General features: G+C 65.1%; 24 protein-coding genes and 3 tRNA genes. 7 read left to right on the forward strand and 20 right to left on the reverse strand.

The genetic code is table 11. The features are described 5' to 3' along the window. Positions 1 to 48: 48 nt before the first annotated feature. Together ACZYZ5_RS13705 and ACZYZ5_RS13710 are read left to right on the forward strand one after the other, a co-directional pair. Positions 49 to 855, forward strand: coding sequence for an exodeoxyribonuclease III (locus tag ACZYZ5_RS13705; protein ID WP_463902307.1), 807 nt, complete (start codon positions 49 to 51; stop codon positions 853 to 855). A gap of 31 nt (positions 856 to 886) precedes the next feature. Further along, complete coding sequence (locus ACZYZ5_RS13710) at positions 887 to 1825, forward strand: DUF8083 family protein (protein ID WP_463902308.1); 939 nt, start codon at positions 887 to 889, stop codon at positions 1823 to 1825. Between the two features lie 37 nt (positions 1826 to 1862). Here ACZYZ5_RS13710 and ACZYZ5_RS13715 read toward each other — a convergent pair whose 3' ends face one another. From ACZYZ5_RS13715 to ACZYZ5_RS13785, 15 genes are all read right to left on the reverse strand, one after another. Then, positions 1863 to 2978: a LacI family DNA-binding transcriptional regulator gene (locus tag ACZYZ5_RS13715; RefSeq protein WP_463902310.1), complete on the reverse strand. Its 1116-nt coding sequence runs from the start codon at positions 2976 to 2978 to the stop codon at positions 1863 to 1865. Positions 2979 to 3129: 151 nt separating this feature from the next. Further along, positions 3130 to 3384, reverse strand: a complete 255-nt coding sequence (locus ACZYZ5_RS13720; protein WP_463902311.1) for a hypothetical protein — start codon at positions 3382 to 3384, stop codon at positions 3130 to 3132. A gap of 10 nt (positions 3385 to 3394) precedes the next feature. After that, positions 3395 to 4282, reverse strand: coding sequence for a carbohydrate ABC transporter permease (locus ACZYZ5_RS13725; RefSeq protein ID WP_463902314.1), 888 nt, complete (start codon positions 4280 to 4282; stop codon positions 3395 to 3397). Then, entirely contained in the window at positions 4279 to 5316 is a 1038-nt protein-coding gene (locus ACZYZ5_RS13730; RefSeq protein WP_463902315.1) for a carbohydrate ABC transporter permease, read from the reverse strand. Before ACZYZ5_RS13730 ends, ACZYZ5_RS13725 begins: the two co-directional genes overlap by 4 nt. A 7-nt stretch (positions 5317 to 5323) precedes the next feature. Beyond that, the gene (locus ACZYZ5_RS13735) at positions 5324 to 6613 is read right to left on the reverse strand and encodes an ABC transporter substrate-binding protein (RefSeq protein WP_463902316.1); all 1290 of its coding nucleotides are present in this window, start codon (positions 6611 to 6613) and stop codon (positions 5324 to 5326) included. Between the two features lie 230 nt (positions 6614 to 6843). Continuing rightward, entirely contained in the window at positions 6844 to 7455 is a 612-nt protein-coding gene (locus tag ACZYZ5_RS13740; RefSeq protein ID WP_463902317.1) for a hypothetical protein, read from the reverse strand. Further along, a complete protein-coding gene (locus ACZYZ5_RS13745; RefSeq protein ID WP_463902383.1) occupies positions 7452 to 8015 on the reverse strand; it encodes a hypothetical protein in 564 nt (187 codons plus the stop codon). Before ACZYZ5_RS13745 ends, ACZYZ5_RS13740 begins: the two co-directional genes overlap by 4 nt. 107 nt (positions 8016 to 8122) lie before the next feature. Continuing rightward, positions 8123 to 8503, reverse strand: coding sequence for a hypothetical protein (locus ACZYZ5_RS13750; RefSeq protein WP_463902318.1), 381 nt, complete (start codon positions 8501 to 8503; stop codon positions 8123 to 8125). Next, positions 8500 to 8691: a hypothetical protein gene (locus ACZYZ5_RS13755; RefSeq protein WP_307461673.1), complete on the reverse strand. Its 192-nt coding sequence runs from the start codon at positions 8689 to 8691 to the stop codon at positions 8500 to 8502. The genes ACZYZ5_RS13750 and ACZYZ5_RS13755 overlap by 4 nt, the downstream gene beginning before the upstream one ends. Continuing rightward, positions 8688 to 9152 carry an Asp23/Gls24 family envelope stress response protein gene (locus tag ACZYZ5_RS13760; RefSeq protein WP_463902319.1) on the reverse strand — a complete coding sequence of 155 codons (465 nt, stop codon included), beginning with the start codon at positions 9150 to 9152 and terminating at the stop codon, positions 8688 to 8690. Before ACZYZ5_RS13760 ends, ACZYZ5_RS13755 begins: the two co-directional genes overlap by 4 nt. A 172-nt stretch (positions 9153 to 9324) precedes the next feature. Further along, positions 9325 to 9807, reverse strand: coding sequence for a hypothetical protein (locus ACZYZ5_RS13765; protein WP_463902321.1), 483 nt, complete (start codon positions 9805 to 9807; stop codon positions 9325 to 9327). Between the two features lie 159 nt (positions 9808 to 9966). Beyond that, the gene (locus ACZYZ5_RS13770; RefSeq protein ID WP_463902322.1) at positions 9967 to 10917 is read right to left on the reverse strand and encodes a manganese catalase family protein; all 951 of its coding nucleotides are present in this window, start codon (positions 10915 to 10917) and stop codon (positions 9967 to 9969) included. Positions 10918 to 11226: 309 nt separating this feature from the next. Next, the gene (locus ACZYZ5_RS13775; protein WP_463902324.1) at positions 11227 to 13662 is read right to left on the reverse strand and encodes an Ig-like domain-containing protein; all 2436 of its coding nucleotides are present in this window, start codon (positions 13660 to 13662) and stop codon (positions 11227 to 11229) included. 27 nt (positions 13663 to 13689) lie between these two features. Next, a complete protein-coding gene (locus ACZYZ5_RS13780) occupies positions 13690 to 14316 on the reverse strand; it encodes a hypothetical protein (RefSeq protein WP_463902325.1) in 627 nt (208 codons plus the stop codon). A 466-nt stretch (positions 14317 to 14782) separates the two neighbouring features. Next, positions 14783 to 16300, reverse strand: coding sequence for an amino acid permease (locus ACZYZ5_RS13785; protein ID WP_463902326.1), 1518 nt, complete (start codon positions 16298 to 16300; stop codon positions 14783 to 14785). A gap of 1043 nt (positions 16301 to 17343) precedes the next feature. On the opposite strand from ACZYZ5_RS13785, the gene ACZYZ5_RS13790 reads away from it, so the two are divergent. The 4 genes from ACZYZ5_RS13790 to ACZYZ5_RS13805 all read left to right on the forward strand — a co-directional run bounded on the left by ACZYZ5_RS13790 (position 17344) and on the right by ACZYZ5_RS13805 (position 20156). Next, positions 17344 to 18747, forward strand: coding sequence for a DUF6421 family protein (locus tag ACZYZ5_RS13790; RefSeq protein WP_463902328.1), 1404 nt, complete (start codon positions 17344 to 17346; stop codon positions 18745 to 18747). Beyond that, on the forward strand, positions 18744 to 19502 hold the full coding sequence (locus ACZYZ5_RS13795) for an SDR family NAD(P)-dependent oxidoreductase (protein WP_463902331.1): 759 nt from the start codon (positions 18744 to 18746) through the stop codon (positions 19500 to 19502). Before ACZYZ5_RS13790 ends, ACZYZ5_RS13795 begins: the two co-directional genes overlap by 4 nt. Beyond that, complete coding sequence (locus tag ACZYZ5_RS13800) at positions 19499 to 19711, forward strand: hypothetical protein (protein ID WP_463902333.1); 213 nt, start codon at positions 19499 to 19501, stop codon at positions 19709 to 19711. The genes ACZYZ5_RS13795 and ACZYZ5_RS13800 overlap by 4 nt, the downstream gene beginning before the upstream one ends. 241 nt (positions 19712 to 19952) lie before the next feature. Next, positions 19953 to 20156, forward strand: a complete 204-nt coding sequence (locus ACZYZ5_RS13805) for a hypothetical protein (RefSeq protein WP_463902335.1) — start codon at positions 19953 to 19955, stop codon at positions 20154 to 20156. A 469-nt stretch (positions 20157 to 20625) separates the two neighbouring features. Here ACZYZ5_RS13805 and ACZYZ5_RS13810 read toward each other — a convergent pair. The 5 genes from ACZYZ5_RS13810 to ACZYZ5_RS13830 form a co-directional block, all read right to left on the reverse strand. After that, positions 20626 to 20701: transfer RNA gene (locus ACZYZ5_RS13810), tRNA-Phe, on the reverse strand. A gap of 48 nt (positions 20702 to 20749) precedes the next feature. After that, positions 20750 to 20823 (reverse strand) — tRNA-Asp (locus ACZYZ5_RS13815). 96 nt (positions 20824 to 20919) lie between these two features. Beyond that, positions 20920 to 20992 (reverse strand) — tRNA-Glu (locus ACZYZ5_RS13820). Between the two features lie 159 nt (positions 20993 to 21151). Further along, positions 21152 to 21787 carry an FMN-binding negative transcriptional regulator gene (locus ACZYZ5_RS13825; RefSeq protein WP_463902337.1) on the reverse strand — a complete coding sequence of 212 codons (636 nt, stop codon included), beginning with the start codon at positions 21785 to 21787 and terminating at the stop codon, positions 21152 to 21154. Positions 21788 to 21843: 56 nt separating this feature from the next. Then, positions 21844 to 22446, reverse strand: coding sequence for a LysE/ArgO family amino acid transporter (locus tag ACZYZ5_RS13830; RefSeq protein ID WP_463902339.1), 603 nt, complete (start codon positions 22444 to 22446; stop codon positions 21844 to 21846). Positions 22447 to 22515: 69 nt separating this feature from the next. Here ACZYZ5_RS13830 and ACZYZ5_RS13835 point away from each other — a divergent pair, with 69 nt between their 5' ends. Next, on the forward strand, positions 22516 to 23397 hold the full coding sequence (locus ACZYZ5_RS13835) for an ArgP/LysG family DNA-binding transcriptional regulator (RefSeq protein ID WP_463902340.1): 882 nt from the start codon (positions 22516 to 22518) through the stop codon (positions 23395 to 23397). The last annotated feature ends 74 nt before the right edge of the window (positions 23398 to 23471 follow it).

Below are 23471 nucleotides of genomic sequence, written 5' to 3' on the forward strand. Positions count from 1 at the left end.
GCCGCACCGCCGCTTCGTCCGTCAGCCAAGTTCGGTAAGTTAGGGATTGTGAAGATAGCTACCTGGAATGTGAACTCGCTCCGTGCCCGTGCCGACCGCGTTGAAGCCTGGCTTCAGCGCACCGACTGTGATGTCCTGGCCATCCAGGAAACCAAGTGCAAGGACGACAACTTCCCCTGGGAGCTGTTCGAGAGCATGGGCTACGAGGTGGCGCATTTTGGCTTGAGCCAGTGGAACGGTGTGGCGATCGCGTCCCGCGTGGGTCTCGCCGACGTCGAACGCACCTTCCTGGACCAGCCCGTCTTTGGCAAGAGCGGCAAGGATGCCGTGCAGGAGGCCCGCGCCATCGGCGCCACCTGCGGCGGGATCAGGGTCTGGAGCCTCTATGTTCCCAACGGCCGGGCCCTCGACGATGAACACATGCCCTACAAGCTCAGCTGGTTGGACGCCCTGCGGACCCACGCCGAGGGCTGGCTCCGGGAGGACGGTGAAGCGCAGATTGCCCTGATGGGCGACTGGAACATTGCACCGCAGGACGACGACGTCTGGGACATCGACTACTTCCGCACCGAAGGCCTCACCCACGTGAGCGAACCGGAACGCGCGGCCTTCCACGCCTTTGAGAATGCCGGCTTCCAGGACGTTGTCCGACCGCACACCCCCGGCCCCGGCGTGTACACGTACTGGGACTACACCCAGCTGCGCTTCCCGAAAAAGGAAGGCATGCGGATCGACTTCGTCCTGGCCTCCCCCGCGCTGGCCACCCGGGTCACCGGCGCCGCCATCGACCGCGAGGAACGCAAGGGCAAGGGTGCCTCGGACCATGCCCCGGTGCTGGTGGAGCTGAGCGACTGATGGGCGCAGCCCAGGGAAGCGACGTGGTCCAATGACGGGAAACCTCTACCACGGCCAGGCCGGGCTGCCGTTCTCGTCCGCGCTGCGCGTCTACGAACCTTTGGAGGCGTTCCCGGAGGAGCAGCAGGGCGCCCTGCGCGTGGCGGGGGACCGGAGCGTTTCCCGGGCCGCCGTTGAAAACGCCGAGCTGCTGGCCTCCCTCGGCCGCATCACCCGCCCGGGCGGGGACCCGTTCCCCACCGGCGCGACGGACCTGGTCAGGATTCTTGCGTTACCGCGGAGCGACGGCCCTGCCCCCGGCGGCACTGCCCCGGCAGCCGGGCCGGCCGGCGCCGGGAGTCCCGAGGCCGGGGCGCCGGACGCCGTCGCGCCCGAGCGGCTGCTGTACTGCCCCAGCCAGCTGGTGCTCCGGGCCGGGCTGGCGGCCAACGCCCTGATGGAGGGCATCCACGGGCCGCTTGCCCAGCTGCTCATCCCGGAGGAGCAACGCGACCGGCACCAGGAGCGCATTGACGACGTGCGGGCGCATTCCGGGCTGGGCCGCGTGCACACCCGGGCGTCCACCTGGGGCATTCCCTTCAGCTGGTTCTGCCTGTTCAAGGAATCGGACCCCACGGACGTGGTGGAATCCGAGGGGCGGATCGTCACCGTGCGCATCCGCGCGACGATCGGAGAGTCCCTGGAGCGGGTCCGTTACGCCGTGGCCCATCTGGCCCTGGCCGCCCCGGACCTGGACATGCTCGAGGACCTGACCCAGCTCACCGAATGGCTGGAGCTCTTCCACCGGGAGTCCATGGTGGAACTGGACTACGGGGCCGTGGCGGACAAGGTCTACCCGGATGACTCGCCCATGGATGTCCGGCTGGGCATTGAGTGTCTGGCCGAAGGAGACATGACCGGGGCCGCCGCCGCCTATCGCAGGCTGGCGTCCCGCTGGATCCCGATCCGGCAGCTGGCGCGCGCGTCCTGACGGGATCGATGGCGGCGGCTGGTGCTAAGTGCGGCTGCTACGGGCGGCCGGCCTGAGGGGTGAGAGTCCCGGGTGCGGCGCCCTTCTGGGCCCACGCGCCCGCGCCCCCGGGCGGCGCCGTCGTGCTCCGGACAACCAGCTGGTGCGGGGCGACTGTGGAGAGCACTGATCCGGCGATCCCGTCGAGCTCGTCCAGCAGCATTTTTGTGCCCAGTTCGGCCTGCTCGTCCGGGCGCTGCCGGACCGTGGTGAGGCCCATGGCCTCGGAAAAGTCGTGGTCGTCGATCCCGATGACGGAGAGGTCCTCGGGGACCTTCACCCCGGCCCGGGTGGCCTCAAAGATGATTCCCATGGCCATCTCATCCGAGGCGCAGAAGATTGCCGTCGGCTTCGGTCCGGGCCTGTCCCAGAGCCGGTGGAAGGCGTCCTGGCCGCTGCGGACGGTGAAGTCCCCCCATTCGTCCCATTCCTCCCGGACGTTCAGGCGTGCTTCGGCCATGACGTCCTGGAAGGCTTGGATCCTGACCCGGGGGACGTCGAAGTTGAGGTCCGTTTCGTCGTCGCCGTGCAGCAGGGCGATCTCCGTGTGGCCAAGGTCGATCAGGTGCCGCACGGCCGTGGCGGCGGCCGCGTAGTCGTCGATCCCGATGTAGGGGCATTCCTCGACGTGGCCGCCGACGACGACCAGCGGGATGTCGATCTTCTGCAGGTGTTCGATTTCCTCATGGGTCAGTGCCATACACAGCACCAGCAGCGCGTCGATCTGTTTGTACACCATGGTCTTGCTGAAGAGCCGCTCACGGTTGCTGCCGTGGCCGCCCAGGTTGAACAGCGAGAGGTTGTACTGGCGGGCGTGCAGTTCACGGTCGGCGCCCTCGATGGCCTTGGAGAAGAACCAGCGGCTGACGAAGGGGGCCAGCACGCCGATGGTCTTGGTGCGCCCGGTGGCCAGCCCGGACGCCGAGGAGGAGGCGACGTAGCCCAGGTCTGCAGCGATGCCCAGGATTTTCTCCCGGGTGGCGGGCGAAACCCTGGGCAGGCCGCGGACGGCGCGGGACACGGTGGCGGTGGACACTCCGGCGGCGGCGGCCACATCTTCGATGCTGACACCGGAGTGGCCCCCGCGCTGCGCCCTGTCTGTTGTCCTTGCCACCGTGTCCCCTTGTCGACTGACTCCTGAGGCAACTCGCAGCCTCCGAAGCACTCCATTAGCCTGCCTCCCCCCACGGCAACAAACGCCCCAAGCATTGCGGGGTCCCTTGCCGCCCATAACCCCTTGGGGTGGGCGCTAGGTGACCCCGCGTTCACTTTCGCCGGGCTGCCGTCCTTTCCGGCAGCCGGCGGCGCAGCCGGATCATTCCGTACAAGGCCACGAGCATCACCAGCAGGCCCAATGCCCAGCCAAGCGCCGGCTGGGCCGTTACCTCCATCCAGACGGTGACCACCAGCAGCACGACTGCCCAGAAACCAAGGAACCCGATGATGATGTCGAAATCCTCGCCGGACCGGACCTTTCGACGCGTCGCCGGCACGTGGCCCTGGTTCTGCTCCTCGGTCATCACGCCACAGTCACTTAACCGCACCGGCGGTGAGGCCGGCGACGATCTTGCGCTGGAAGACCAGCACCAGAATGACCAGGGGAATTGTGACAATCGTTCCGGCGGCCATGATGGCCGTATACGGTACCTGGTTGGGCTGGGCGCCGGCGAAGCTGGCAATGGCGACGGTCACCGGCTGGGTCTTGTCGCTGGAGAGCTGGCTGGCGATCAGGAATTCATTCCAGGAGGAGATGAACGCCAGGATCGCCGTCGTGAAGATCGCCGGGGCGGCCAGCGGCATGATTACCCGCCGGAACGCCTGTCCCTGGGTGCAACCGTCCACCCGGGCCGCTTCCTCGAGCTCCCATGGCATCTCCCGGAAGAAGGACGTCATGGTGTAGACCGTCAGCGGCAGCACGAACGAGATGTTCGGGATGATCAGGGCCTGGTAGGTACCCATCCAGCCGATGTTCGTGAATAGCTGGAACAGCGGCGTGATGAGGGCGACGCCGGGGAACATGGAGGCCCCCAGGATGAAGCCCAGCACGAGGTACTTGGAGCGGAAGTTCAAGCGCGCCAGCGCGTAAGCGGCAAACACGCCGATCACCAGCGAAACAATTGTAACGACGGCACCGATGAACAAGCTGTTAAGCAGTGCCTGGCCGAAGTGGTTGCCGAAGGAGGTGTCGAACGCCGTCTTGAAGTTGTCCAGCGTCACGTGGGTCGGAAGTATCGAGGTGTCGTAGGTGTAGCCGACGTCGCGGAACGCCGTCACCACCATCCAGTAAGCCGGAGCCAAGCACCAGAAGAGGATCACGACTGCACTGATGTAGGTGCGTCCCTGAGCCCACTTCTCCCGGTTCTGCGCAACTTTCCGCCCCCGGTCCTGCTCTGCGCGTAGTTCGGTCGCGGCGGTCATTTCTTCCCCTTACCTGCGCCGGTCTGCTGCTCCACCACGTTCGCTCCAAGGAAGCGTACGAAGATGAAAGCCACCAGAAAGATGATGATGAACGTGATGGTGGACAAAGCCGCCGCCGCGTTGAAGCCCTGCCTGATCTGGTTGATCACCAGGATGGACAGCGTGGTCGTGTTGTTCGCTCCGCCTGTCAGGATGTACGGGAGGTCGAACATGCGCAGTGCGTCCAGGGTGCGGAACAAGATGGCCACCATGAGCGCCGGCTTCACCAGCGGCAAAGTGATCATGCGGAACCGCTGCCAAGCTGAAGCGCCGTCGACCTTGGCCGCCTCGTACACTTCGGCGGGAATCATCTGCAGGCCGGCAAGAATCAACAGCGCCATGAACGGCGTGGTCTTCCACACGTCCGCGATGATCACAGCCCATCTGGCAGGCCATTCGCTGCCGGTCCACAGGACGGTGGTATTGAAGAGCTTGTTGCCGATGCCTTCGAAGGCGAATATGAACAGCCACAGCTTGGCCGTCACGGCGGTGGGGATGGCCCACGGCACCAGGACAGCTGCACGGACCAGGCTGCGGCCCTTGAAGGCCCGTGCCATGATGACGGCCATCCAGAAGCCGAGCACCGTCTCCAGTGTCACCGTGACGATTGTGAAGAAGAAGGTGGTGGCGGTGGCGGACCAGAACTGCGCCCCGAGGGTTCCCGGCGGGCAGTCTACGGTTCCGCCCCCCGGGGCCGGGCATTGCTGAAAAATCCAGTTGACGTAGTTCGAGAAGCCGGCCGGCCCACCTTCGGCGAAGAGACCCGTGGCGGGGTCTAGACCAGCATCCTTCTGGAACGACATCACAACGGCGGTGATGATCGGGTACACGATCACGACTGACAATGCGAGGATGGTCGGCGCCAGGAGCCAGGCTGCCCAGCGCCCCTGCGTCGCGATCCGGTTGTCTTCTCCAACACCCTTGGGTCCGTGGTGGACGGGTGCGCCGCCCGACGCCGGTGCCTTGACCGACGTCGGGCCTGCTTCAGTTGCCATGATGGACCTACTGTCCCGCGCTAGCGGACTCGATGGACTTCTGCATGTCGGACAGGGCGTCGTCTACTGACTTCTCGCCCTTAATGGCCGAGTACGCGTTTTCCTGGATGGCCTTGGTGACTGCCGGGTAGAACGGAGTGACCGGGCGCGGCACGGCGTTCTCGATGGAAGTCTTCAGGACCGGCAGGTACGGCAGCTTGGCGACAAGCTCCTGGTCGTCGTACAGCGAGCCGAGCACCGGGGCGAGCGAACCCTGCGTGGCGAAGAACTTCTGGGTCTCTTCCGTGGTGAGGAATTTCAGGAAGTCCAGTGCCGTGGCCTTGTTCTTCGAGTAGACGCTGACCGCGGCGCTGTGCCCGCCCAGGGACGAGGCGCCAGGTCCGGTCTTGCCCGGGAGGGCGGTCATGCCCAGGACGTCCTTGACCTTCGAGGAACCCTCGGTGGTGGCCAGGTTGTACACGTAGGGCCAGTTGCGCAGGAACAGCAGCTTGCCGTCCTGGAACGCCTGCCGGCTTTCCTCTTCCTGGAAGGTGATGGCTTCCTTGGGGATCTCGCCGTTCGCGTAGGCCTTGGTCAGGTTCGCCATGCCCGCCTTTGCCTCAGGGGTGAGCAAGTTGGGCTTGCCATCGGCATCCAGCACGGCTCCGCCCGCGGAGTTGATGGCCTCGGAGGCGTTGACGGTCAGTCCCTCGTATTTCTTGAACTGGCCGGAGTAGCAGCCGATGTTGTTGGCCGTGGCGATGGAGCACATGCTCATCATCTCGTCCCAGGTCTTCGGGGGCGTGGGGACCAGGTCCTTGCGGTAGTACAGGATGCCGCCGTCGGATGATTCCGGTGCCGCGTACAGCGTGCCCTTGTAAGAGGCGGCCGTGACGGTCGGCTTCAACATCTTCGAGGTGTCGAGCGCCATCTTGTCCTTGAGCGGCTGCAGCCAGCCCTTGGCGGCGAATTCGGCGGTCCAGACGACGTCGACGCTTGCAACGTCGTAGCCGGGGTCCTTGGCCTGGAAGTGCTGGACGAGGTCGTCGTGCTGCTGGTCGGCGTTGTCCGTCTGCTCCTTGAACGTGACCGTCTCGTTCGGGTGGGCCGCGTTCCACTTGTCGATCAGCGGGCGGACCACGTTGCTGTTGTCCTTGCCCTGCACGTAGGTGATGGGTCCGCGCGAGTCCAAGCCGTTCGCGGCGTCGCCGCCGCCGCTGGCAGTGCCTCCGCCGCCACCGCCGCCACCACAGGCGGAAAGGGTGATGGCGAGAACGCCTGCTGTGGCTACGGGAAGTAGGAACTTCGATTTCTTCATTCTGGGGGGCTCCTCGCTGAGTACCTGACAAAAACGGCCGTGCGTTGTGTGGTGCCCATCACCATAATCACCATGCGGTGAGGAATGCAAGCGTTTACATGGACCTTTACAGAAAAGAGACCCTTGCGCCGGAGCTTTTTTTGTGAGCCAGCCCGCGCCGCTTCAGCGAAATCCGGCCACGGGGCGCCCCGCGCGTGCCCGGCGAAAATATTGCCGGAAGCTCACACCGCTCAGCGGACCCGTTCGGCCCGGCCAAACCTCGACCGGGCACCCGAGGCGATATGGATGAGCACCAGGGTGCGTTTTCCGAGCGCGAAGTCGAGTGCCTCCACGAGGGCGGACACCTCGGCCGCGAGCCGGTGCGGTGCCACGCCGTGACGGGGCTGGATCCTGATTCTCAGGGCCGGCTCGCCGCGGAATTCGTACGTGGCAACGGTCGTGCCCGCCAGGTCCGGACGGTCTGCCAGGGCGGCCCGAAGGGCCTGCTCGGCTACTCCGCTGCCGATCCTGACGTTTCCGGGCACGTCGCCGGGATCCTCTTCGGACAGGAGGGTGTCGGCCCGGCCCTTGCCCTGCTGGGCAACCCAGGCCACCATGGCACCGATCACGAGGAGCAGCATCAGGACCACTACGATCCAGAGCCAGCTCTCCGCACGGCCGGGGAAGCGCGTGCGCTCGAAGAGGTCTCGCCAGATGCTCCAGACGCCGGCGGCCCAGCCGTGCCACCATGCGGCGACCGCCGGCACAGTCGCCAGCAGAATGAGCAGCACTCCGATGCTGAGCAGCTTGAAGCCAAGGACCCCGATCAGGATCCGGTTGAGGGTTCTGGGGGTGCCGTTCATGCGCCGATCACCCCGGTCGAGGAGACATTGGTCCGGGCCTCCGGAGCAGGGGTCAGTCCCATCTCCCGGAGCTCGTCCTGGACGGCCGTGAGGACTGCGTTCCGGCTCAACGGCACGCCGGAGGTGGGACGGACGTTGACGTCGACCTGTTGCCGGGACACCGTCACCATCACCTGTTCCTGGCTAACGTTGGCGGCCAGCCGCGCCCGCCGCGCCAGCGCGGAAGCGATCACTTCGTCGTCCACGACGACGGCGGCGCGGCGGTCCAGCAGGATGTGGCGGGCACGGCGTCCCGGCAGTACCGCGTTCAGGAAAAAGAACAGCCCGGCCATGACCAGCACCGCGCCAACGACGCCGAGCAGGAGCGGTGGGATCCCGTTCGGGAGCGCCACGACCCGCTCCGCGGCAGTCTGCGGATCCACGAGCCAGGGCGGCTGGCCGACGGCCCGGACCGCGGTTTCCAGCAGGCCATAGACGCACAGGGCAATGACGAGCACGGCGGCGATGATCGAGGCCGTAGCCCTGGAGGAATGGGTTTCGCGCTTGAGGATCTGTTCCATACCCTCGCCGCCCGTCCCGGCGGCTTTCGGGTTGCCGGCGGACGGTGCGGCAGCGGGAGCGGGCGGGACATGGCGTCCGCCGCTGGAATGACGGTCGGTGGCGTGGCTCAATGGACCCGCCCTCCTTCTCTCACACTGGCGCCGCTGATCCGGATGTCGACCCGGCTCAGGCCGGCACCGCTCAGCTCGGTCACACGGCGCAGGATGTCGGCCTTCGCGGCCACGGCCCGGTCCCAGACGGAGCCGCCGAATCCCGCGACGCGTCCGGGTTCCCGCAGGACTACGGCCAGCGGGGGGAGGGTGATGGGTGAGACGAGGGACAGTACCAACAGCCCGTCGTCGTCGGACCACTGGGCCCGCACCTCGTGCGGCGTGACGCCGAGGGCTTCCGCCGCGGCGGCCCGGGCCACGCTGGTGAGCGCCTGCGTGCTGATCCTGGTGTGTCCAGCCATCACGGTGGCGCGGACGGCGCCAGCTGTCGCGCTCATGAGGAGGAACGCCGGCCGGTGAGGGCGTCAAGCACGCTGCGCAGGTCCAGTTTCCCTTCCGCGGCGCGGCCCAGCAGGGCTCCGATTCCCATGAACAGCAGGGCGCCGAGGAAACCCCATGCGCCGAACTGGAAGGACATGAACGCGACGAAGGCGCCCATTGCAATCCCCACAACCGTCAGATTCATTGGATTGCCTCCCTTGGTGGCCGGGTCTCGGCGGGGGTACCGGGCTTCGCCGGGCCGGGCACGTAGACGTCGTTGATCTCGATGTTCACTTCGATGACCTGGAGCCCGACGAGTTCCTCGACCGCCGCGTACACGGCGGCGCGGATCTGGTCCGCCAGGGCGTGCAGGGGGGTGCCGTAAAGCGCCACCAGGTCAATGTCGACGGCGACCTGGGTTTCACCGACTTCGGCGTGGACGCCGGCGGCATGGTCCGAGCTGCCGACGGCGTCGCGGAAGGCGCCGAGCGCGCGGGACGGGCCGCTCCCCAGGGAGTACACGCCGGGAACGGAGCGGGCGGCGATGCCCGCGACCTTCGCGACGGCGTTTTCGGAAATGACGGTGCGGCCGGCACCGGGCAGCGGCAGGTCGGTGGCCAACCCGGGCACTGGGGCCGCTGCGGGCTGGGAATTCTGGTATTCCATGAAGCACTCCCCCTTCTCTTTGTGACCACCCTAGTACCTGTCAACGACAAGGTGGCCGCTTGGCGTAGGGATTGGCGGCCGGCCTCGATGGGGTTTAGGAATTACTACGGTGCCGGGGAAGTATCCGGGGCCCTTACGTGCCGTTCGCAAGACCCCCGGAGTCATGATTGCCTCAGGTTCGGGCCTTTGCAGGGCCGGCGTCCCCGTCGGGGTCAGCGCCGCTGGAACGCTGCGCATCCACGGACGGCATCGGCTCATCCACGGCCGGCCGAAAAGAGAGCCAGGCCGCGAGTCCCGCAGTCACGGCGACGGCCACCGCCCCGGCAATCAGCCAGGCCTTCCCGGACGCCGTCCGCCGCGACTTAGCCCGACCGGGCGCCGGATCAACTTTCGGTGCAACCCTCTTCAGGCCCTCATGAACACGCGGAGTCAGAGTTTCCACCCCGCCGGCAAGCTCTTCGGCGAGCCGCCGCAGTCCGGTCTGGATCTTCGGGGACGCAGATTCAATCCCCGCATCGAGCCCGGCCAGCACACCTTGCAATGCCGCCTCGACACCGGGGGTAGCCCACTCTCTCCCCTTGGTGAGCTGGGACATGAGATTCTCAGAAAGATGGCGGATCTGATCGGCCTGGGTGGTGGGTCTTGCCGTGCGCATGAGTGCCTCCTCGATGTGTTGGATCCCTATTAGCCTACGGCGGCCCGTGCCATCGAAACAGGCTCGGGCCGCTGCCATCAGGAACGCCGGTCAGGGCCAAGGGCAGAAATCGCCGGCGCTCCGAAGCGGTCGGACGGAGCGCCGGCGGGAGCCGCGCGACTATCCCTTCGGTTCCTTGGGGTTATCTGCGTCTTTCATTTCTACTTCCGCCGTGGCCTGGATTAGCGCTAGAAGGTCGGCATCAAGTCCGGGTGCGAACTCTTCCCGTCGTTCGGGGGCCATTGGCATCGGGAAGCCCTCGGGCATAACATCCGTGCTCAGCTCGGTGCCGTCATTGGAGGGTGATGCTCCCCGGTACAGCTTGGAGGCTTCGCTGGCGTTGTCCGCGCTGAACGTGTACTGGATGCTCTGGAGACCCTTGTCCAGAAGCTTCTTCACTTCCGGGAACTGCTCGGCGTTTGTTTTCGGAATCGGCAGGACCTTGCCCCAGTTGACGCCGAGGCTCTCAAGGGCTTTCGCGAAGGCGTTCTCATGGGCCTGGTCCCGGACGATGAGGTACGCGATCGTGGACCGCGCGGCGGCGTTCTCGGTCATCTCGTAGATCCGGCATTTCTGCAGTCGTCCGGTGGATTCCAGCATCAGGTTGTACAAAAGGTCCAGAACCAAGTTGCCGCTGTTGTAGACATAGGAGCCGGACCACGGGTTTCCAGCGGCGTCCACCGGCAAGGCGCCCTGAGCGCCGACCAAGTAATGGTGGATATTGCTCGTGTCGAGCGCGATCTTCAGGGGTGTGGCCCCTTTGGCGCCGGGCTGGTCCACCGGATCGGTCTTCTTGCCCTGGTATTCAGGGGACCCGTCCAGCAACCGCGAAATGGTGGTGCCGATCAGCTCGACGTGGCTGATCTCCTCGGTTCCCACTCCCTGAAGCAGATCCTTATACGGCTTGGATACAGGGTCTCCGCGGAAATTGATGCTCTGGAAAAGGTACTGCATCATCGTGCGCATCTCCCCGAACTGTCCACCCAGCCCTTCCTGAAGCGCATTGGCCGCTGCGGGATCGGGCTCGTCGACGGCGATGTCGTTGATCAATAGCTGAGTGTGCAAGTACATGGTGGCTCCTCAAACGGTGACGGAATGACACTGATGACTTCACTGCTGACCGCAATCCAGGCCGGTCTCCACGCGCGGGTTTCCGCCTCCGGACATGCAAGTCAGCGCCTCGCCAAGTGAGGCTTCGGAATGGATCTCTCCGGAACAGCATTACTAAGCTTGCTTAGCTTATGAGCCATAGTTGAGGACCGTCAAGGCATTGATTCAGGTGAATTGTGGGACGGAGCGCCTCCGTCAGGTCACCGCTGTCCTGCGGAGCCCTTTGGTGGGCAATCCCTACTTTGCCTGGCCCTGCCGGCGTGATTTTCGTTAGAAGTCTCTGTCGATTGTGCCGGTTTCGGTTGCCGGCGCGAGAGAGCACGCGACGCCGGCTGTGCTCGTAACGGACGACGTCGGCGTCCACACCATCGCGGCTGCCGTACTGGACGTGCGGATGCTGCCGCTGCTGCTCGCAACGCTGCCCAGCGTCACGGTAACCACCGTGCTGGGAATGCCGGCAACGGTCACCGTGGCGGCCGTCATGGTCGCGTTGTAGGTGACGGTCTTCCGGTTCTTGGCATAATTGCCTTTGGTGTTCACCGCCCCCAGATTCACCGTGCTGCCCGGGCGCTGGACGTCCAGGGAGTCCCCGTTGTTGCCCGTGCCCAGAATATTGCCGTCGCGCAGCCGGAGGGTCACTGGTAGCGCGGCACCGGTCCATCCCGGAGTGACGGAGGCCAGGTTGACCTGTTGGCTGTAGGTGAAGCTCAGGGTGTCGCCGGCGTCGAGCCTGCCCTGGATGCCGGTTCTGTTGGCGGCCTGGATGTCGGCGACGCGCAGGGGGCTGTTGTCCACCCGGCGCCCGGGCACGATGGCGGAGATGGTTTCCTTGCCGGCCGCGTCGGTGAGGATGGCGCGGAGATCGTACTGCCCGTCGGCCACAGTCCGGGTGTCCCACACACAGGAATAGGGTACTGCGGCCAGGGTGCAGCGCGTGGTCCAGGTGCCGGTTCCGGCCGGCGCCGTCTGAATCCGCACACTGCCCACGCCCGCTGTTGAGTTCGCGGCAGCGGTGAGCGTGGCATTGCCCGTGAGGTAGCCGCCCGGATCCTCCATTGAAACCGAGGACCGGGTGTTGTCCACCACCTTGTTGGTGATCGCGGCCGACGTCGTACTGAGGCCCGCCTCATCCGTGGCGATGGCGCGGAAACTGTAGGAGGCGTCGGCAAGGGTGATGGTGTCGAACCGGCAGGAATACGGCGCCACGAACACCGTGCAGAGAGGCGTCCATGTGGTGGTGCCGGAGCGGGCGTACTGCAGTTGCACCTGGGCGATGCCCGAGTGGGCGTCCGCGGCCGCGGCGGCAAAGGTGCTGACGCCCCGCAGCGGGGTGCCCGGATCACTCATGGTCACCGTGGGTGTCAGGTTGTCCACCAGCACATCGGTGACAGTTTCCGAGTAGGTGGACGTCAGACCGGAGACGGCGACGGCCCTGAGATCGTAGTAGTCGTTGGCGAACGTTCCCGTGGCCCAGGTGCAGTGGTACGGGGCCGTCACGTTCTGGCACAGGTTGTTCCACTTGTTGGTCCCGGCCAGGGAGTACTCCACCCTTACGGTGTAGAGGGTGCTGCCCGGGCTGTAGAGCGTTGCGCTGAGGTTGACGGTGCCGGACTGGATTTCGCCGGGATCGTTGAGGGCCACCGCGAAGCTGTTGGCCACCGTGGCCTGTACCGCGGCGGAACTGCTGGTGAGACCTGAGTTGTCAGTGGCGACGGCCCGGAGGCTGTACGCGCCGTCCGGCATGCCCCGGGTGTTCCACACGCACGAATAGGGCTCGGCCGACACCGTACACAGCGTGGTCCAAGCGCCGTTGGGCGGCTGGTATTGAATGGCCACATTGCGGATGCCCGTTTCGGCGTCGCTCGCTTCCGCGGTCAGCGTCGCGCTGGCCCGCACCGTGGTCCCGGGGCTGGGCATGCTGACCACGGGCGGTGTCCAGTCCGCGGACGCGCCGAACGTGCTGGCGGCGTTCGCGGTGGCGGCTGTGAACGCGGCTGAGGAAAACGCGGTGGAGGTAGCGATGATCAACACGGCCAGGGCTGCCACGATGCCGACGGCGGCGCTTGCCTTCCAGCGCCGCGAGGTGGGGCCAGACGGGGTAGGGCCGCCCTCGTCCTCCTCCTCCTCGTCCCCTTCTCCGTCTGTACGGACGCCGAACACGGCCACGACGACGGCGAGCAGCGTCAGCACGGCCCACCACGCCAGCGCCGGAATGTTGCCGCCGTTCAGCCAGAGGCCGGGGAGGCCGACCGCGGGGACCAGGAGGCGGGCCTGGCCGGTGATCTGACCGCGCTCCAGCGGGGTGCTGTCCACCTCGGAGTTGGCGTCTCCGGCTGTCACGAAGGTGCCGTCCGGGTTTTCGGCAACGATGCGGTGCAGCCGGGTCTTTTCCACCCCGCCCGGCTCCGCCTCGGCCGGGCTGGTGAACTCCACCACACCGCCCACCGGTATCTTCCGGGCAGTGTCGAACCCGGCCGCGAGCACCACGTCGCCGGCGCTGATGTGCGGTTCCATTGAACCGCTCTGCACGACGGTGCCGTGCCAGCCCAGCAGGGCGGGCAGCACCGCAATCAGGGCAAGGCTTAGCAGCACACCCAGATACAGCCGCGACGCGACGGAGGCCAGGAACAGCGCCCAGCCGTCAGCGGAAAACAGCGGACCCCACCAGGAGGGTACCCGGGCGGACCCGGGCTCCTCCCGGTTCACAGATCTTCTATTTCCGAAGCCTCCCGGCTACGGGAGTACCGGGGACTCGTCCGACTGGAGCTCCCACGCCAGGTCGATGCCCACACGGGCCCCCTGCAGAGCGTTAATGTCATCCTGGCTCAGGCCGGTGGTGTCAAAGCGCCAGGTGCCGCGGTAGCTCTGAGTTTCGCCGGGCGTTCCCGACGTCTGCCAGGAGGCGCCGCCGGTCGCGAAGTCACGGTTGACCGAGGCCAGGGTGGAGATGGGCAGTTCGGGGACGTTGTTGGCGATGGGGGTGAACCCGGCGCAGTCATTGAAGGAGCCACCAGTTCCCTGCTCCAGATCGAAGTAGATCCTGTTCTCCAGGCCCTTGGAGCTAATCAGGTTCTGCGTGTAAGCGCGGACCTCGCCGGGGACGTTGGACTGGGACGTGACCACGATGCACTTCTGGCCGGTCTGGCCGGGGACGATGTTCTCCACCGTGAACGCGGCCGCGCCCAGGTCATCGTCGGTGAGGACAACGTTGCCGGTGCTCCAGGAGCTGCCGGCATTGCGGGTGGAGGCGGTGAAGGCCGCCTGGGATCCCTGCCAGACCATGCCGCCGGCAATCAGGACGGCCAGCGGGGCGGCGCTAAACAGGGCGATTTTACGGGTGCGAGCAGAAGGGGTATTCATGATTGAGACCTTGTCTTGGAACCGATGATGAGTTGATTGCCCGGTTCACCCAACGGACCCTCCCAGGTATCCGCCAGCCCCCAAGCTCTGACCCTCCCAAAGGTACGCCAATGTCAACCTACTTGACAGTAGCTGTCACACTCTCTCAACAAAACATGCGAGCCGCCGGCAGAAGCCGTCTGCACTACTGCAATGACGTCCTTGTTTGGGCGTGGGCCGGCATCAACGACGGCAGACTCTCTGAGCCTTGGGAGGCCCCACTCATTGGTCATTACTCGCTACCGACGCAGAACCAATGGCTATGCGTTTGGGAGTGTCCGTTTAACGGTGGATCCGCGGCTGGCATTTAGTTGACTCTTCCCAGACGACTTCGAACGCCTCCGTGTCAGGAGTCGTCTGAACAAGCCCTGTAGTTCCGCGGAATCCAGTGCAGACGACTTCTGAAGGGGTAGCCCACGCAGCATGGTTACTGGGTGCCGCCCCTAGGTTCGTCCTCGAGGTCCTTAGGTGCCGTGAGATCCATCTCGAGCAGCGGCACCACTTTGGACTTGGTGATGAAGCGGTGAGCCAGCCACAGGATGATGAAGACTGGCAACCCGATGTAGGAGGAAAGCACCTCTATGCTCCGCCCGGCAAGCACAGCCTCGTAGTTCTGTCCCGCGATTACCAGTATCAGCAGGGCGAAGGCCAGCAGCGGGCCAATGGGGAACAGGGACGCCTTGTACGGCAGGTCACTGACTTTGTTCCCCTGAGCCAGGAAGCCGCGCCTGAAGCGGTAGTGGGAGACCGCGATTCCCGCCCAGACGATGAAGCCGCATAGGCCTGACATGTTCAGCAGCCAGGAGTAAGCTGCGCCCTGACCGACAATCGCGGAGAGGAACCCGAAGAGTCCCACGGCCGCGGTGGCCAGCAACGCCGGAATCGGCACGCCACGCGAATTGGTTCGGCCGAAGATCTTCGGTGCCATGCCGTCATGGGCCATGGCGTAAAGCATCCGGGTGGAGGCATATAGTCCCGAGTTGCCCGCAGACAGGATTGCGGTCAAGATCACGGCGTTCATCAAGGCCGCTGCGAAGGCGATTCCGGCGCGCGTGAAGACGAGGGTAAACGGCGATGTTGCAATATCGGACTCGCCGGAAGCCAGCAGGCTCGGATCGGTGAACGGGATCAGGCAGCCGATGATGAAGATGGCACCAATGTAGAAAAGCATGATGCGCCAGAAGACAGTGCGGATAGCCTTCGGCACTTCGCGGCGCGGGTTCTTGGCTTCGCCTGCGGCGACTCCCACGAGTTCGGTGCCCTGGAAGGAGAACCCGGCAACCATGAAGACCGAGATGATCGAGACCCATCCCCCGTGGAACACGTCATCGCGGTTTTCCCAGTTGCTCAGCCCCGGAGAGTTATCCCCGAGGATGCCGAAAATCATCAGCACGCCGGCGATCAGGAAGAGCACCACTGCGCTGACCTTGATCAGGGAGAGCCAAAACTCCGACTCTCCGAAGGACTTCGCCGAGAGGGCATTGAGCCCGGTCAGCACGAGCAGGAATAACCCAGCCCACATCCATCCTGGGACCCCCGGGAGCCAGAAGTCCATGATGATTCCGGCCGCGACCAGCTCGGCGGCCACGGTGATGGCCCAGTTGAACCAATAGTTCCAGCCGATCGCGAACCCAAAGGACGGGGAGACAAAACGGGTGGCAAAGGACTGAAAGGAACCGGCGACCGGAATTTTGGCCGCCATCTCGCCCAGAGACTGCATCAACAGGAATACCATCAGCCCGACCAGCGCGTAGCCGACCAGCGCACCGCCGGGACCCGCCTGGGAAATGGTGGCGCCCGAGGCCACGAACAGCCCGGTACCGATCGCACCGCCGATAGCTATCATCTGCAGATGGCGACCGCTTAGCCCGCGATTGAGTTCGTTGCCGGTTTCGCCCGAGGCGCGGACTGCCCCTGCCTCGGGGGATGAACCGCGTTGTGCCATTGCATCGGGTGTGATTTCTACGGATGTTTCACTGACTGGCGTCATGCAACACCACCAAGGTGCATCGCTGCGATCCGGCTTGAGTTCTTGGTGCCGGTGACGGCTCGACCGGTGCAGGCGTCTACGACTGCCGTGGCGAGCTGGTAGGAAAAAAGGGTCCCGACAGTCCTCGCCTCCGCGGTGCTGTCTCCCGAGATGAGGAAGAGTCCCGCACCGAAACACAGATCGGTTTCAGGGATGCGGGGAGCGATAGCCCGATCGTTTTTTTGCGTGTGGGAGCTAAGTCCCATGGTGCCTCCGAAAAGGTAGCTGCGGTGGATTTGAGCCTTCCGGAGCCCCCGGGCCGGGAAGGATGGTGATCAAGCTAACACACGTGAAGGAAGCGACCTTTGGCGTGGCGAATGTTGCACGTCCGACGGGTCAAGTCCTTACGCATAGGCATGGATTATCCGATTTGAGCGTAAGAGTTACTGATGTTAATCCATCGAATGAGTAAGCGGCTCTGATGATCTGCTATTGCAGGCGGCCGGCGTTAGGCGAACGATGCCTGGGGTAAGGATGCACAAGAGGTGTCTGAACATCTCGTCAAGCAGGGCGCATGTCGATGAACTTTCCGGTTCGACCAGCAAGCGCCTCTCAGACTCGCCCCAGAGGAAGCCCTTTCTGCTTTGCAACGACCTGCCGCGTCGATAGGCGGCGATTAAGACCATTACACCCAACGTGTCGAGTTGGATGCCCAAGGGCGGCCGCACGGGCCCCGCTGATCAGCAGCAGCGCGGGTGCGCTCTTACTGCCAAGGCATCCACTGATCGGCACGAGTGGCAGGAGCTGAGTCTCGGATCTAGCCGATAGTGCGGCTTCTTCAATCGTGATGCGCCGTTTATGGGATGCCCTAGAGAGGCCGACCTTAAGGTCAGGCGCAGGCATAGCAGCGAAGAGACGGCACCGAGCAAGAGTATTCCTTATGCATAAGGGAATAACCCTTCACGTATGCTTATGCAGTGCTAGCTTCTTCAGGAATCCCCTCAACGGAAGGAACGAGCATGTCTGTAATCGCAGACCCGGAAGTGACAACCGCCCGGGCAGAAGACCTCAAGGCGCTCCCGGCATGGCAGGCTCTGAAGGCAGCCGTCATCGGACTGCAGCAGGTTCAAGTGCAGGACGGTTCCGTTCCGGAACCCGCTGATCATGACCGGGCCCGCCGGAATGTCGGCATCATTACTGACTCAATCAACGACCTGCGCCCCCTCCTCCCCCACGACACGGACTACCTTGAACTGCTCGTGCAGGACTTCCAGCGGTGGGCGTCCGAGGGCTTCGTCGTACCGGATTTCCTCGACTCATTGGTGGCCTTCCACCCCGAGCAGTGGCGCATCGATGGGTTGACGCACTTGGTTGTGTTCCCCATGTACACGCAGAACGGCAGCACCAACCGCTACTTCGAGGCGGTCCTCATCGAGGTCATTTGGCCGTCTTTCGTCGCTGAACTGGAGGCAGCAAACTACTCCAACAAGCTGTTCGTTCCCATCAGCTTCGTCGATTTCACGCCCGGCTATGACACGAACTCCGCAGTTCTCTTCCCCGAGAGCGTAGCGGTCCGGAGCACCCCCTCCTTCACTTGGGGAGGCATTTTCGCGGACCGCGAAGCTGCCCGGTTCCGTCGCGTCCTAAAAGCTGCTGCCGACATCACTTCCCTGGACCTGCCGGCTGACGCCGCGGAATTCATCGAAGACCAGCACCTCACGGAGAAGACCTTCGTGATGTGGGACCTGATCCATGACCGGACCCACATGCGCGGTGACCTGCCCTTTGACCCGTTCATGATCAAGCAGCGGATGCCGTATTTCCTGTACTCCCTGGAGGAGCTCCGCTGTGACCTGACCGCCTTCCGCGAATCAGTCCTCATCGAGCGGGACGAAACGGCTTCCGAGAACGCCCGCAAGCACGCCAAGCTGGTCCAGTACGCTGTGATCTTCGACCGCATTTTCCGCTTCGCGATTACCGGGAACCGGGTCCGTAACTACGACGCCGTGGGCGGCCAATTACTGTTCGCCTGGATGCACCAGCACCGGGTCCTGCACTGGACCGATGGTAAGTTGAGCATCGACTGGAAGGACGTCGCCGGCGTGGTCGTCGAGCTGGGTCTCCGCATCGAGGAACTCTACTGGCGTTCAATCGACCGGCCGAAGACCGCACACTGGCTGGCTGCCTACGAGCTCGTCTCGGAAACTCTCACCCCCCACCCGGCCTCCGTGTGGGCCAAGGGACCGGAGGCCCTTCCGCTCGACGGCCCTCCCCGGGGTCTGACGGACCAGATCCTTGATGACGAATTCCCCCTGTCGATGTTCTACGAGGCACTGGAGAAGAAGATGTCCTCGGTCATTGAATCAACTGCGGGGATCACCGGTATGGGGCCTGTGAAGACTGAGGGCGAGGCGGGCGCATGAGCCAGGACCTCTCGGGGCGGACAGTCGTCGTCGCCGGTTCGACAAGCGCTGCCGGCGTCGCGGTAGTCCGCACCCTCTCGCAAGCAGGGGCACGCGTGGCCGCCGTGGACATTCTTGAGGACCGAGTGCAGGAACTCTCGGTAACGTACGACAACGTCACGGGCTATGTCTGCAACCTCGCGGACCTGCAAGCCGTTGAGGACTTGGCGACGTCTGTCCGGAACGATCTGGGGCCCGTGGACGGCCTTATCCATCTTGTAGGAGGGTGGCGAGGCGGTACCGGCATTAAAGGCCAGACGGATGCAGACTGGGACTTCCTGCACACCAGCGTCCTCACCACCCTGAGGAACACCAGCCGGGCGTTTTACCATGACTTGGCTACCTCCCCTGTGGGTCGCCTGGCCATCGTTTCCGCACAGTCCGCTTCCTCGCCGACAGCGGACGGCGCCGCCTATGCCGCCGTCAAGTCCGCGGCCGAGGCATGGACCCTGGCCGTGGCCGACGGATTCCGGCACCTGCAGGAAGGAACCGAAAGCCCCCTCTCCGCTCAGCACTCAGCCGCCCTGGTCTTCGTCGTCAAGGCTCTGGTCGATGACCGGATGCGCGCAGCCCAGCCGGAACGGAAATTTCCGGGCTTCACCGATGTCAGTGTCCTTGCCGACGCTGTACAGCGGATCTTCGGCCGGGAGGCAGAACAGATCAACGGGCAGCGCTTGCCCCTCACGGCCGGTTACCTCGTGGGCGCACCGGCATGAGCGTCAGCGTTGATACCAAAACAGGCGTCCCGCAGAGACTGGCGGGGCGCCTGCACGACCCGGCGTACCGGGGCTTCGCCTCGGATAACTACGCCGGGGCTCACCCCGAAATCATCGAAGCAGTTCAGGCAGCCAACAAAGGCCGCGTCACCGCATACGGCGCGGAGGATGCCGGTGCTGTTGATGACGCTGGAACTCATTATGGTTGATATCCGCGCTCAGGGCGGCGTGTCCCGGATGTCTGATCCGGACACAAAGCGACGGAGACCTCGTGCAAGAGAACGCCGCCTACATCCGCTGCCAGAAGCCCATGTCCGCGGCGGACCCCGAATTGCTCAGCGGGCCTTGGCCCGTTTCGACCCACACCGGTCCTGCCGAGTTCCTCGGCGTCCATCTCCGGACCCGGGTTCTGCGCTGCCGGTGCGGATTCCAGATGGAGATCCTTCGCTAATGACTGGCAGCCTCCTCGGCTCTGCATTCAACCAGGAACAGGGAGACCTCGTGTCGAACCACCACGCCCCCGAAGCCGCGTACCCCGCAACCCACATCGAACCACCCAGCGTGAACGACTTGGACCTGTCCCCGCAAGGACTCGCCGATGCCCCAGCAAACCAAACTGACCCCGAGAGCCTCGTGTACGCCGGCAACAGCTGAACGGACCCTGGCCTGCGTCCAAGCGCAATGGTACGAAATCAGCCGGCTTTCGCCCGGCGCGGGGTTCCGGCCCGGACGGCCGCGCCGTCAATGGGGACCCGGGGAAGCGGTGGCCCGGAGCGGGCCGCCGGAATCATGGCGGAATCCACCAACCGCATGTCCGGCTCGCCTTCGCGGCCGAGAGGACGCTTCGATCAGGGTAATTTGCGACGAGAGTATCTGTCCTGGCGTGCGTAGCCTGGCCTCGATCCATCGAGGGGGCCATGCCTCGGGATTTTAATGGGCTGAAGCCGCTCGCATGTCAGCGCGGGTGGCCTCATGCCAGCGAGGCTTCTACCAAGGGGATACCAGTGGGCTGTTCCCGATCTGGGCTGATTCCCCCCTGATTCCGGCTGAAGCGCCGGCTTTCCCGCACAACGAAAAAACCCCGCAGATCCCGTGTAAACACTGGGAACTGCGGGGTTCTAGCTGGTGGCTCCGACCGGCGTCGATCCGGTGACCTTTCGATTTTCAGTCGAACGCTCTACCAACTGAGCTACAGAGCCTAGGTGACATGTCACCATGAGAGCCGGAATTTCTTCTGGCAATCAGAGCGACCCTGACGGGACTTGAACCCGCGACCTCCGCCGTGACAGGGCGGCGCGCTAACCAACTGCGCTACAGGGCCTTGCTATTTTCTTGCTTCTCTGCAGTATCGCTACTGCAATTTTTCAAGGCCTTTAGCCTACCAGACTTTCACAGCCGGCTTGACCAGTTCCTTGCGTACCCCCAACGGGATTCGAACCCGTGCCGCCGCCGTGAAAGGGCGGTGTCCTAGGCCGCTAGACGATGGGGGCCAGAACGCCATCCGAATAAACACGATATAAACCAGGACAAAAATTAAGGCCCGAAGCCTGTCGTTTTTGTCCTTTCGGGTTCCTCCGAACTGGACTATAAAACTATAAGGGCAGACCCCCGGATTATCCAAAATCCCCGGCCGCCGGCTGCCGGGGCACTCAGTCCGGCCGGGACTCCTGCTGCGCCCGCTCCACGTCGCCGGCCGACTCCAGGTCGCCCCTGGCCCGCAGTCCCGCGATGACGCCGTCCACATCGGCGGCCGGCCGGTTCTGGCTCTGCTTCCGCTTCGCCTCCACCCGCGTGATGAGAAGTTCGACGCCGACAATCGCCCGGAGCTGCCCGGCGATGAAACGCGCGGGGGCATCGTCCACGGTCCAGGGCTCTGCCGACGACGCCTCGTGCAATGTGGTCAGCCGTCGGACCAGGTCTTCCACCCAGGCCGGGTCGTCGTGGATGACCAGCCGGCCGTGGACGTGCGCCGTGGTGTAGTTCCACGTGGGAACCACCCGGCCATGTTCGGCCTTGGACGGGTACCACGACGGGGAGATGTACGCGTCGGAGCGCTGGATGATGACCAGGGACTCCCCCAGCGCCGGCAGCAGCCACTGGTCGTTGTTGCGGGCGAGGTGGCCCAGCAGCGCCCCGTGGTCGCCGGCCTCCGGGTCATAGACGAACGGCAGCAGCGTCGCGAGCAGCCCGCGCTCCGTCGAGGTCACCAGATTGGCGGCGCCCGGGTTCGAGAGCAGTTCATTGATGACTTGCTGGTCGGCGGTGAAGTGCGAGGGGACGTACATGGGGGCTTCCTTTATCGAGTTGTGTTGTGCGGTGAGGCGCGGAACGGGTGACAGGCTCAGGCCACGAGCATGACAGCCAGGGTGACCATGACCAAGGCAATGCCGCCGTCGAGCACGCGCCAGCTGCCCGGCCGGGCGAACACCGGCGCGAGGAACCGGGCACCGGCGCCGAGGGCGGCGAACCACGCGATGCTGCCCAGGCCAGCCCCGCCGGCAAACCACCACCGCCCGTCCGGGCCGTGGGTGCCGGCCAGGGACCCCAGCAGCAGGACGGTGTCCAGGTAGACGTGGGGGTTGAGCCAGGTCAGCGCGAGGCAGGTCCCCAGCGCGGCCGCCCAGGTTCCCTTCTGCCCGGCCACCGGCCGGGACGCCTGCGTTCCGCGGATGGCCCGCATTGCTGCCATGCCGCCGTAGGCCAGGAGGAAGGCGGCTCCGGCCCAGCGCACGACGTCGAGCACGCCGGGCGCCTGCTCGATGAGGACGCCGACCCCGGCCACGCCCAGCACGATCAGCAGGACGTCGGAGAGGGCGCACACGGCAACAACCAGCAGAACGTGCGAGCGCTGGGCGCCCTGGCGGAGCACGAAGGCGTTCTGCGCGCCGATGGCGACGATAAGGGACAGCCCGCTTGCCAAGCCCGAAAGGAGAGAGAGGATCACGGGTTTAACGCTAGAGGGCCCAAGAACATGAAACCAGTTAATAATTCTTGGTCAACATAAGATGAGCTAATGATCGACATTCATCCGGATCAGGCCCGGACCCTCGCGGCCATCGTGGCCCACGGAAGCTTCGAGGCCGCAGCCAGCCACCTCCGCGTGACGGCGTCGGCGGTGAGCCAGCGCGTCCGCGCCCTCGAAGTGGCCGTCGGCCGGCCGGTGCTGAAACGGACCCGCCCCGTCGAACTCACGTCCGCCGGCCACGCGGTGGTGCGCTTCGCCCGGCAGCTGGACATGCTCTCCGCCGATCTGGCCGAAGAGCTACAACCCGGCGCGCAGCCCGCCAGCGTCCGGCTGACCCTGGTCATCAACAGCGATTCCCTGCACACCTGGGCGCTGCCCGGGCTGGCGGCCGTGGCGGACAAGGTCCAGCTGGAGATTCTGCGCGAGGACCAGGACTACTCGCTGGAGCTCCTCCGCAGCGGCGCCGCAGCCGCTGCCATCACCACCACGGCCACGGCGGCGCCGGGCTGCTCCTCGCGGCGCCTGGGCGTCATGCGCTACCTGCCGGTCTGCACGCCGGACTTCGCCGCCCGGTGGTTCTCCGGCGGGGCAACGCCGGAAACGCTCGCCGCCGCCCCGGTCATCATTTTCGACCGCAAGGACGACCTGCAGGACCGGTACCTGCGGTCCGTGAGCCGCCAGGCACTCCAGCCGCCCCGGCACTATGTCCCGGCGGCCCACGAGTTCGGCGAAGCCATCCGCTGGGGAATGGGCTGGGGACTGCTTCCCGAGATCGAAGTGTCGGAGGAACTGAAGCGCCGCACGCTGGTGTCCCTGGACGTCGCCGCGCACGTGGACGTGCCGCTTCACTGGCAGCAGTGGCGGCACGGATCGGCGGCCCTCGAGGAGGTCGCAGCGGCAATCCAGGCCGCCGCCCGACGCCTCCGGTGAGCCGCCGGGCGCGGCTGCGCCCCGGTTGGCAGGAACTCGACTAGACATGGCCGATTTCCGCCAGTCCCGGGGCC

The sequence above is a fragment of the Pseudarthrobacter ribosi genome (genome assembly GCF_055412865.1).

Coding starts and splice junctions, on each gene's coding strand:
- ACZYZ5_RS13780 (WP_463902325.1), bottom strand. CDS start 14,316: ATGAATACCCCTTCTGCTCGCACCCGTAAAATCGCCCTGTTTAGCGCC.
- ACZYZ5_RS13765 (WP_463902321.1), bottom strand. CDS start 9,807: ATGCGCACGGCAAGACCCACCACCCAGGCCGATCAGATCCGCCATCTT.
- ACZYZ5_RS13730 (WP_463902315.1), bottom strand. CDS start 5,316: ATGGCAACTGAAGCAGGCCCGACGTCGGTCAAGGCACCGGCGTCGGGC.
- ACZYZ5_RS13745 (WP_463902383.1), bottom strand. CDS start 8,015: ATGGAACAGATCCTCAAGCGCGAAACCCATTCCTCCAGGGCTACGGCC.
- ACZYZ5_RS13760 (WP_463902319.1), bottom strand. CDS start 9,152: ATGGAATACCAGAATTCCCAGCCCGCAGCGGCCCCAGTGCCCGGGTTG.
- ACZYZ5_RS13790 (WP_463902328.1), top strand. CDS start 17,344: ATGTCTGTAATCGCAGACCCGGAAGTGACAACCGCCCGGGCAGAAGAC.
- ACZYZ5_RS13735 (WP_463902316.1), bottom strand. CDS start 6,613: ATGAAGAAATCGAAGTTCCTACTTCCCGTAGCCACAGCAGGCGTTCTC.
- ACZYZ5_RS13750 (WP_463902318.1), bottom strand. CDS start 8,503: ATGAGCGCGACAGCTGGCGCCGTCCGCGCCACCGTGATGGCTGGACAC.
- ACZYZ5_RS13740 (WP_463902317.1), bottom strand. CDS start 7,455: ATGAACGGCACCCCCAGAACCCTCAACCGGATCCTGATCGGGGTCCTT.
- ACZYZ5_RS13800 (WP_463902333.1), top strand. CDS start 19,499: ATGAGCGTCAGCGTTGATACCAAAACAGGCGTCCCGCAGAGACTGGCG.
- ACZYZ5_RS13755 (WP_307461673.1), bottom strand. CDS start 8,691: ATGAATCTGACGGTTGTGGGGATTGCAATGGGCGCCTTCGTCGCGTTC.
- ACZYZ5_RS13710 (WP_463902308.1), top strand. CDS start 887: ATGACGGGAAACCTCTACCACGGCCAGGCCGGGCTGCCGTTCTCGTCC.
- ACZYZ5_RS13825 (WP_463902337.1), bottom strand. CDS start 21,787: ATGTACGTCCCCTCGCACTTCACCGCCGACCAGCAAGTCATCAATGAA.
- ACZYZ5_RS13785 (WP_463902326.1), bottom strand. CDS start 16,300: ATGGCACAACGCGGTTCATCCCCCGAGGCAGGGGCAGTCCGCGCCTCG.
- ACZYZ5_RS13835 (WP_463902340.1), top strand. CDS start 22,516: ATGATCGACATTCATCCGGATCAGGCCCGGACCCTCGCGGCCATCGTG.
- ACZYZ5_RS13725 (WP_463902314.1), bottom strand. CDS start 4,282: ATGACCGCCGCGACCGAACTACGCGCAGAGCAGGACCGGGGGCGGAAA.
- ACZYZ5_RS13795 (WP_463902331.1), top strand. CDS start 18,744: ATGAGCCAGGACCTCTCGGGGCGGACAGTCGTCGTCGCCGGTTCGACA.
- ACZYZ5_RS13770 (WP_463902322.1), bottom strand. CDS start 10,917: ATGTACTTGCACACTCAGCTATTGATCAACGACATCGCCGTCGACGAG.
- ACZYZ5_RS13720 (WP_463902311.1), bottom strand. CDS start 3,384: ATGACCGAGGAGCAGAACCAGGGCCACGTGCCGGCGACGCGTCGAAAG.
- ACZYZ5_RS13805 (WP_463902335.1), top strand. CDS start 19,953: ATGACTGGCAGCCTCCTCGGCTCTGCATTCAACCAGGAACAGGGAGAC.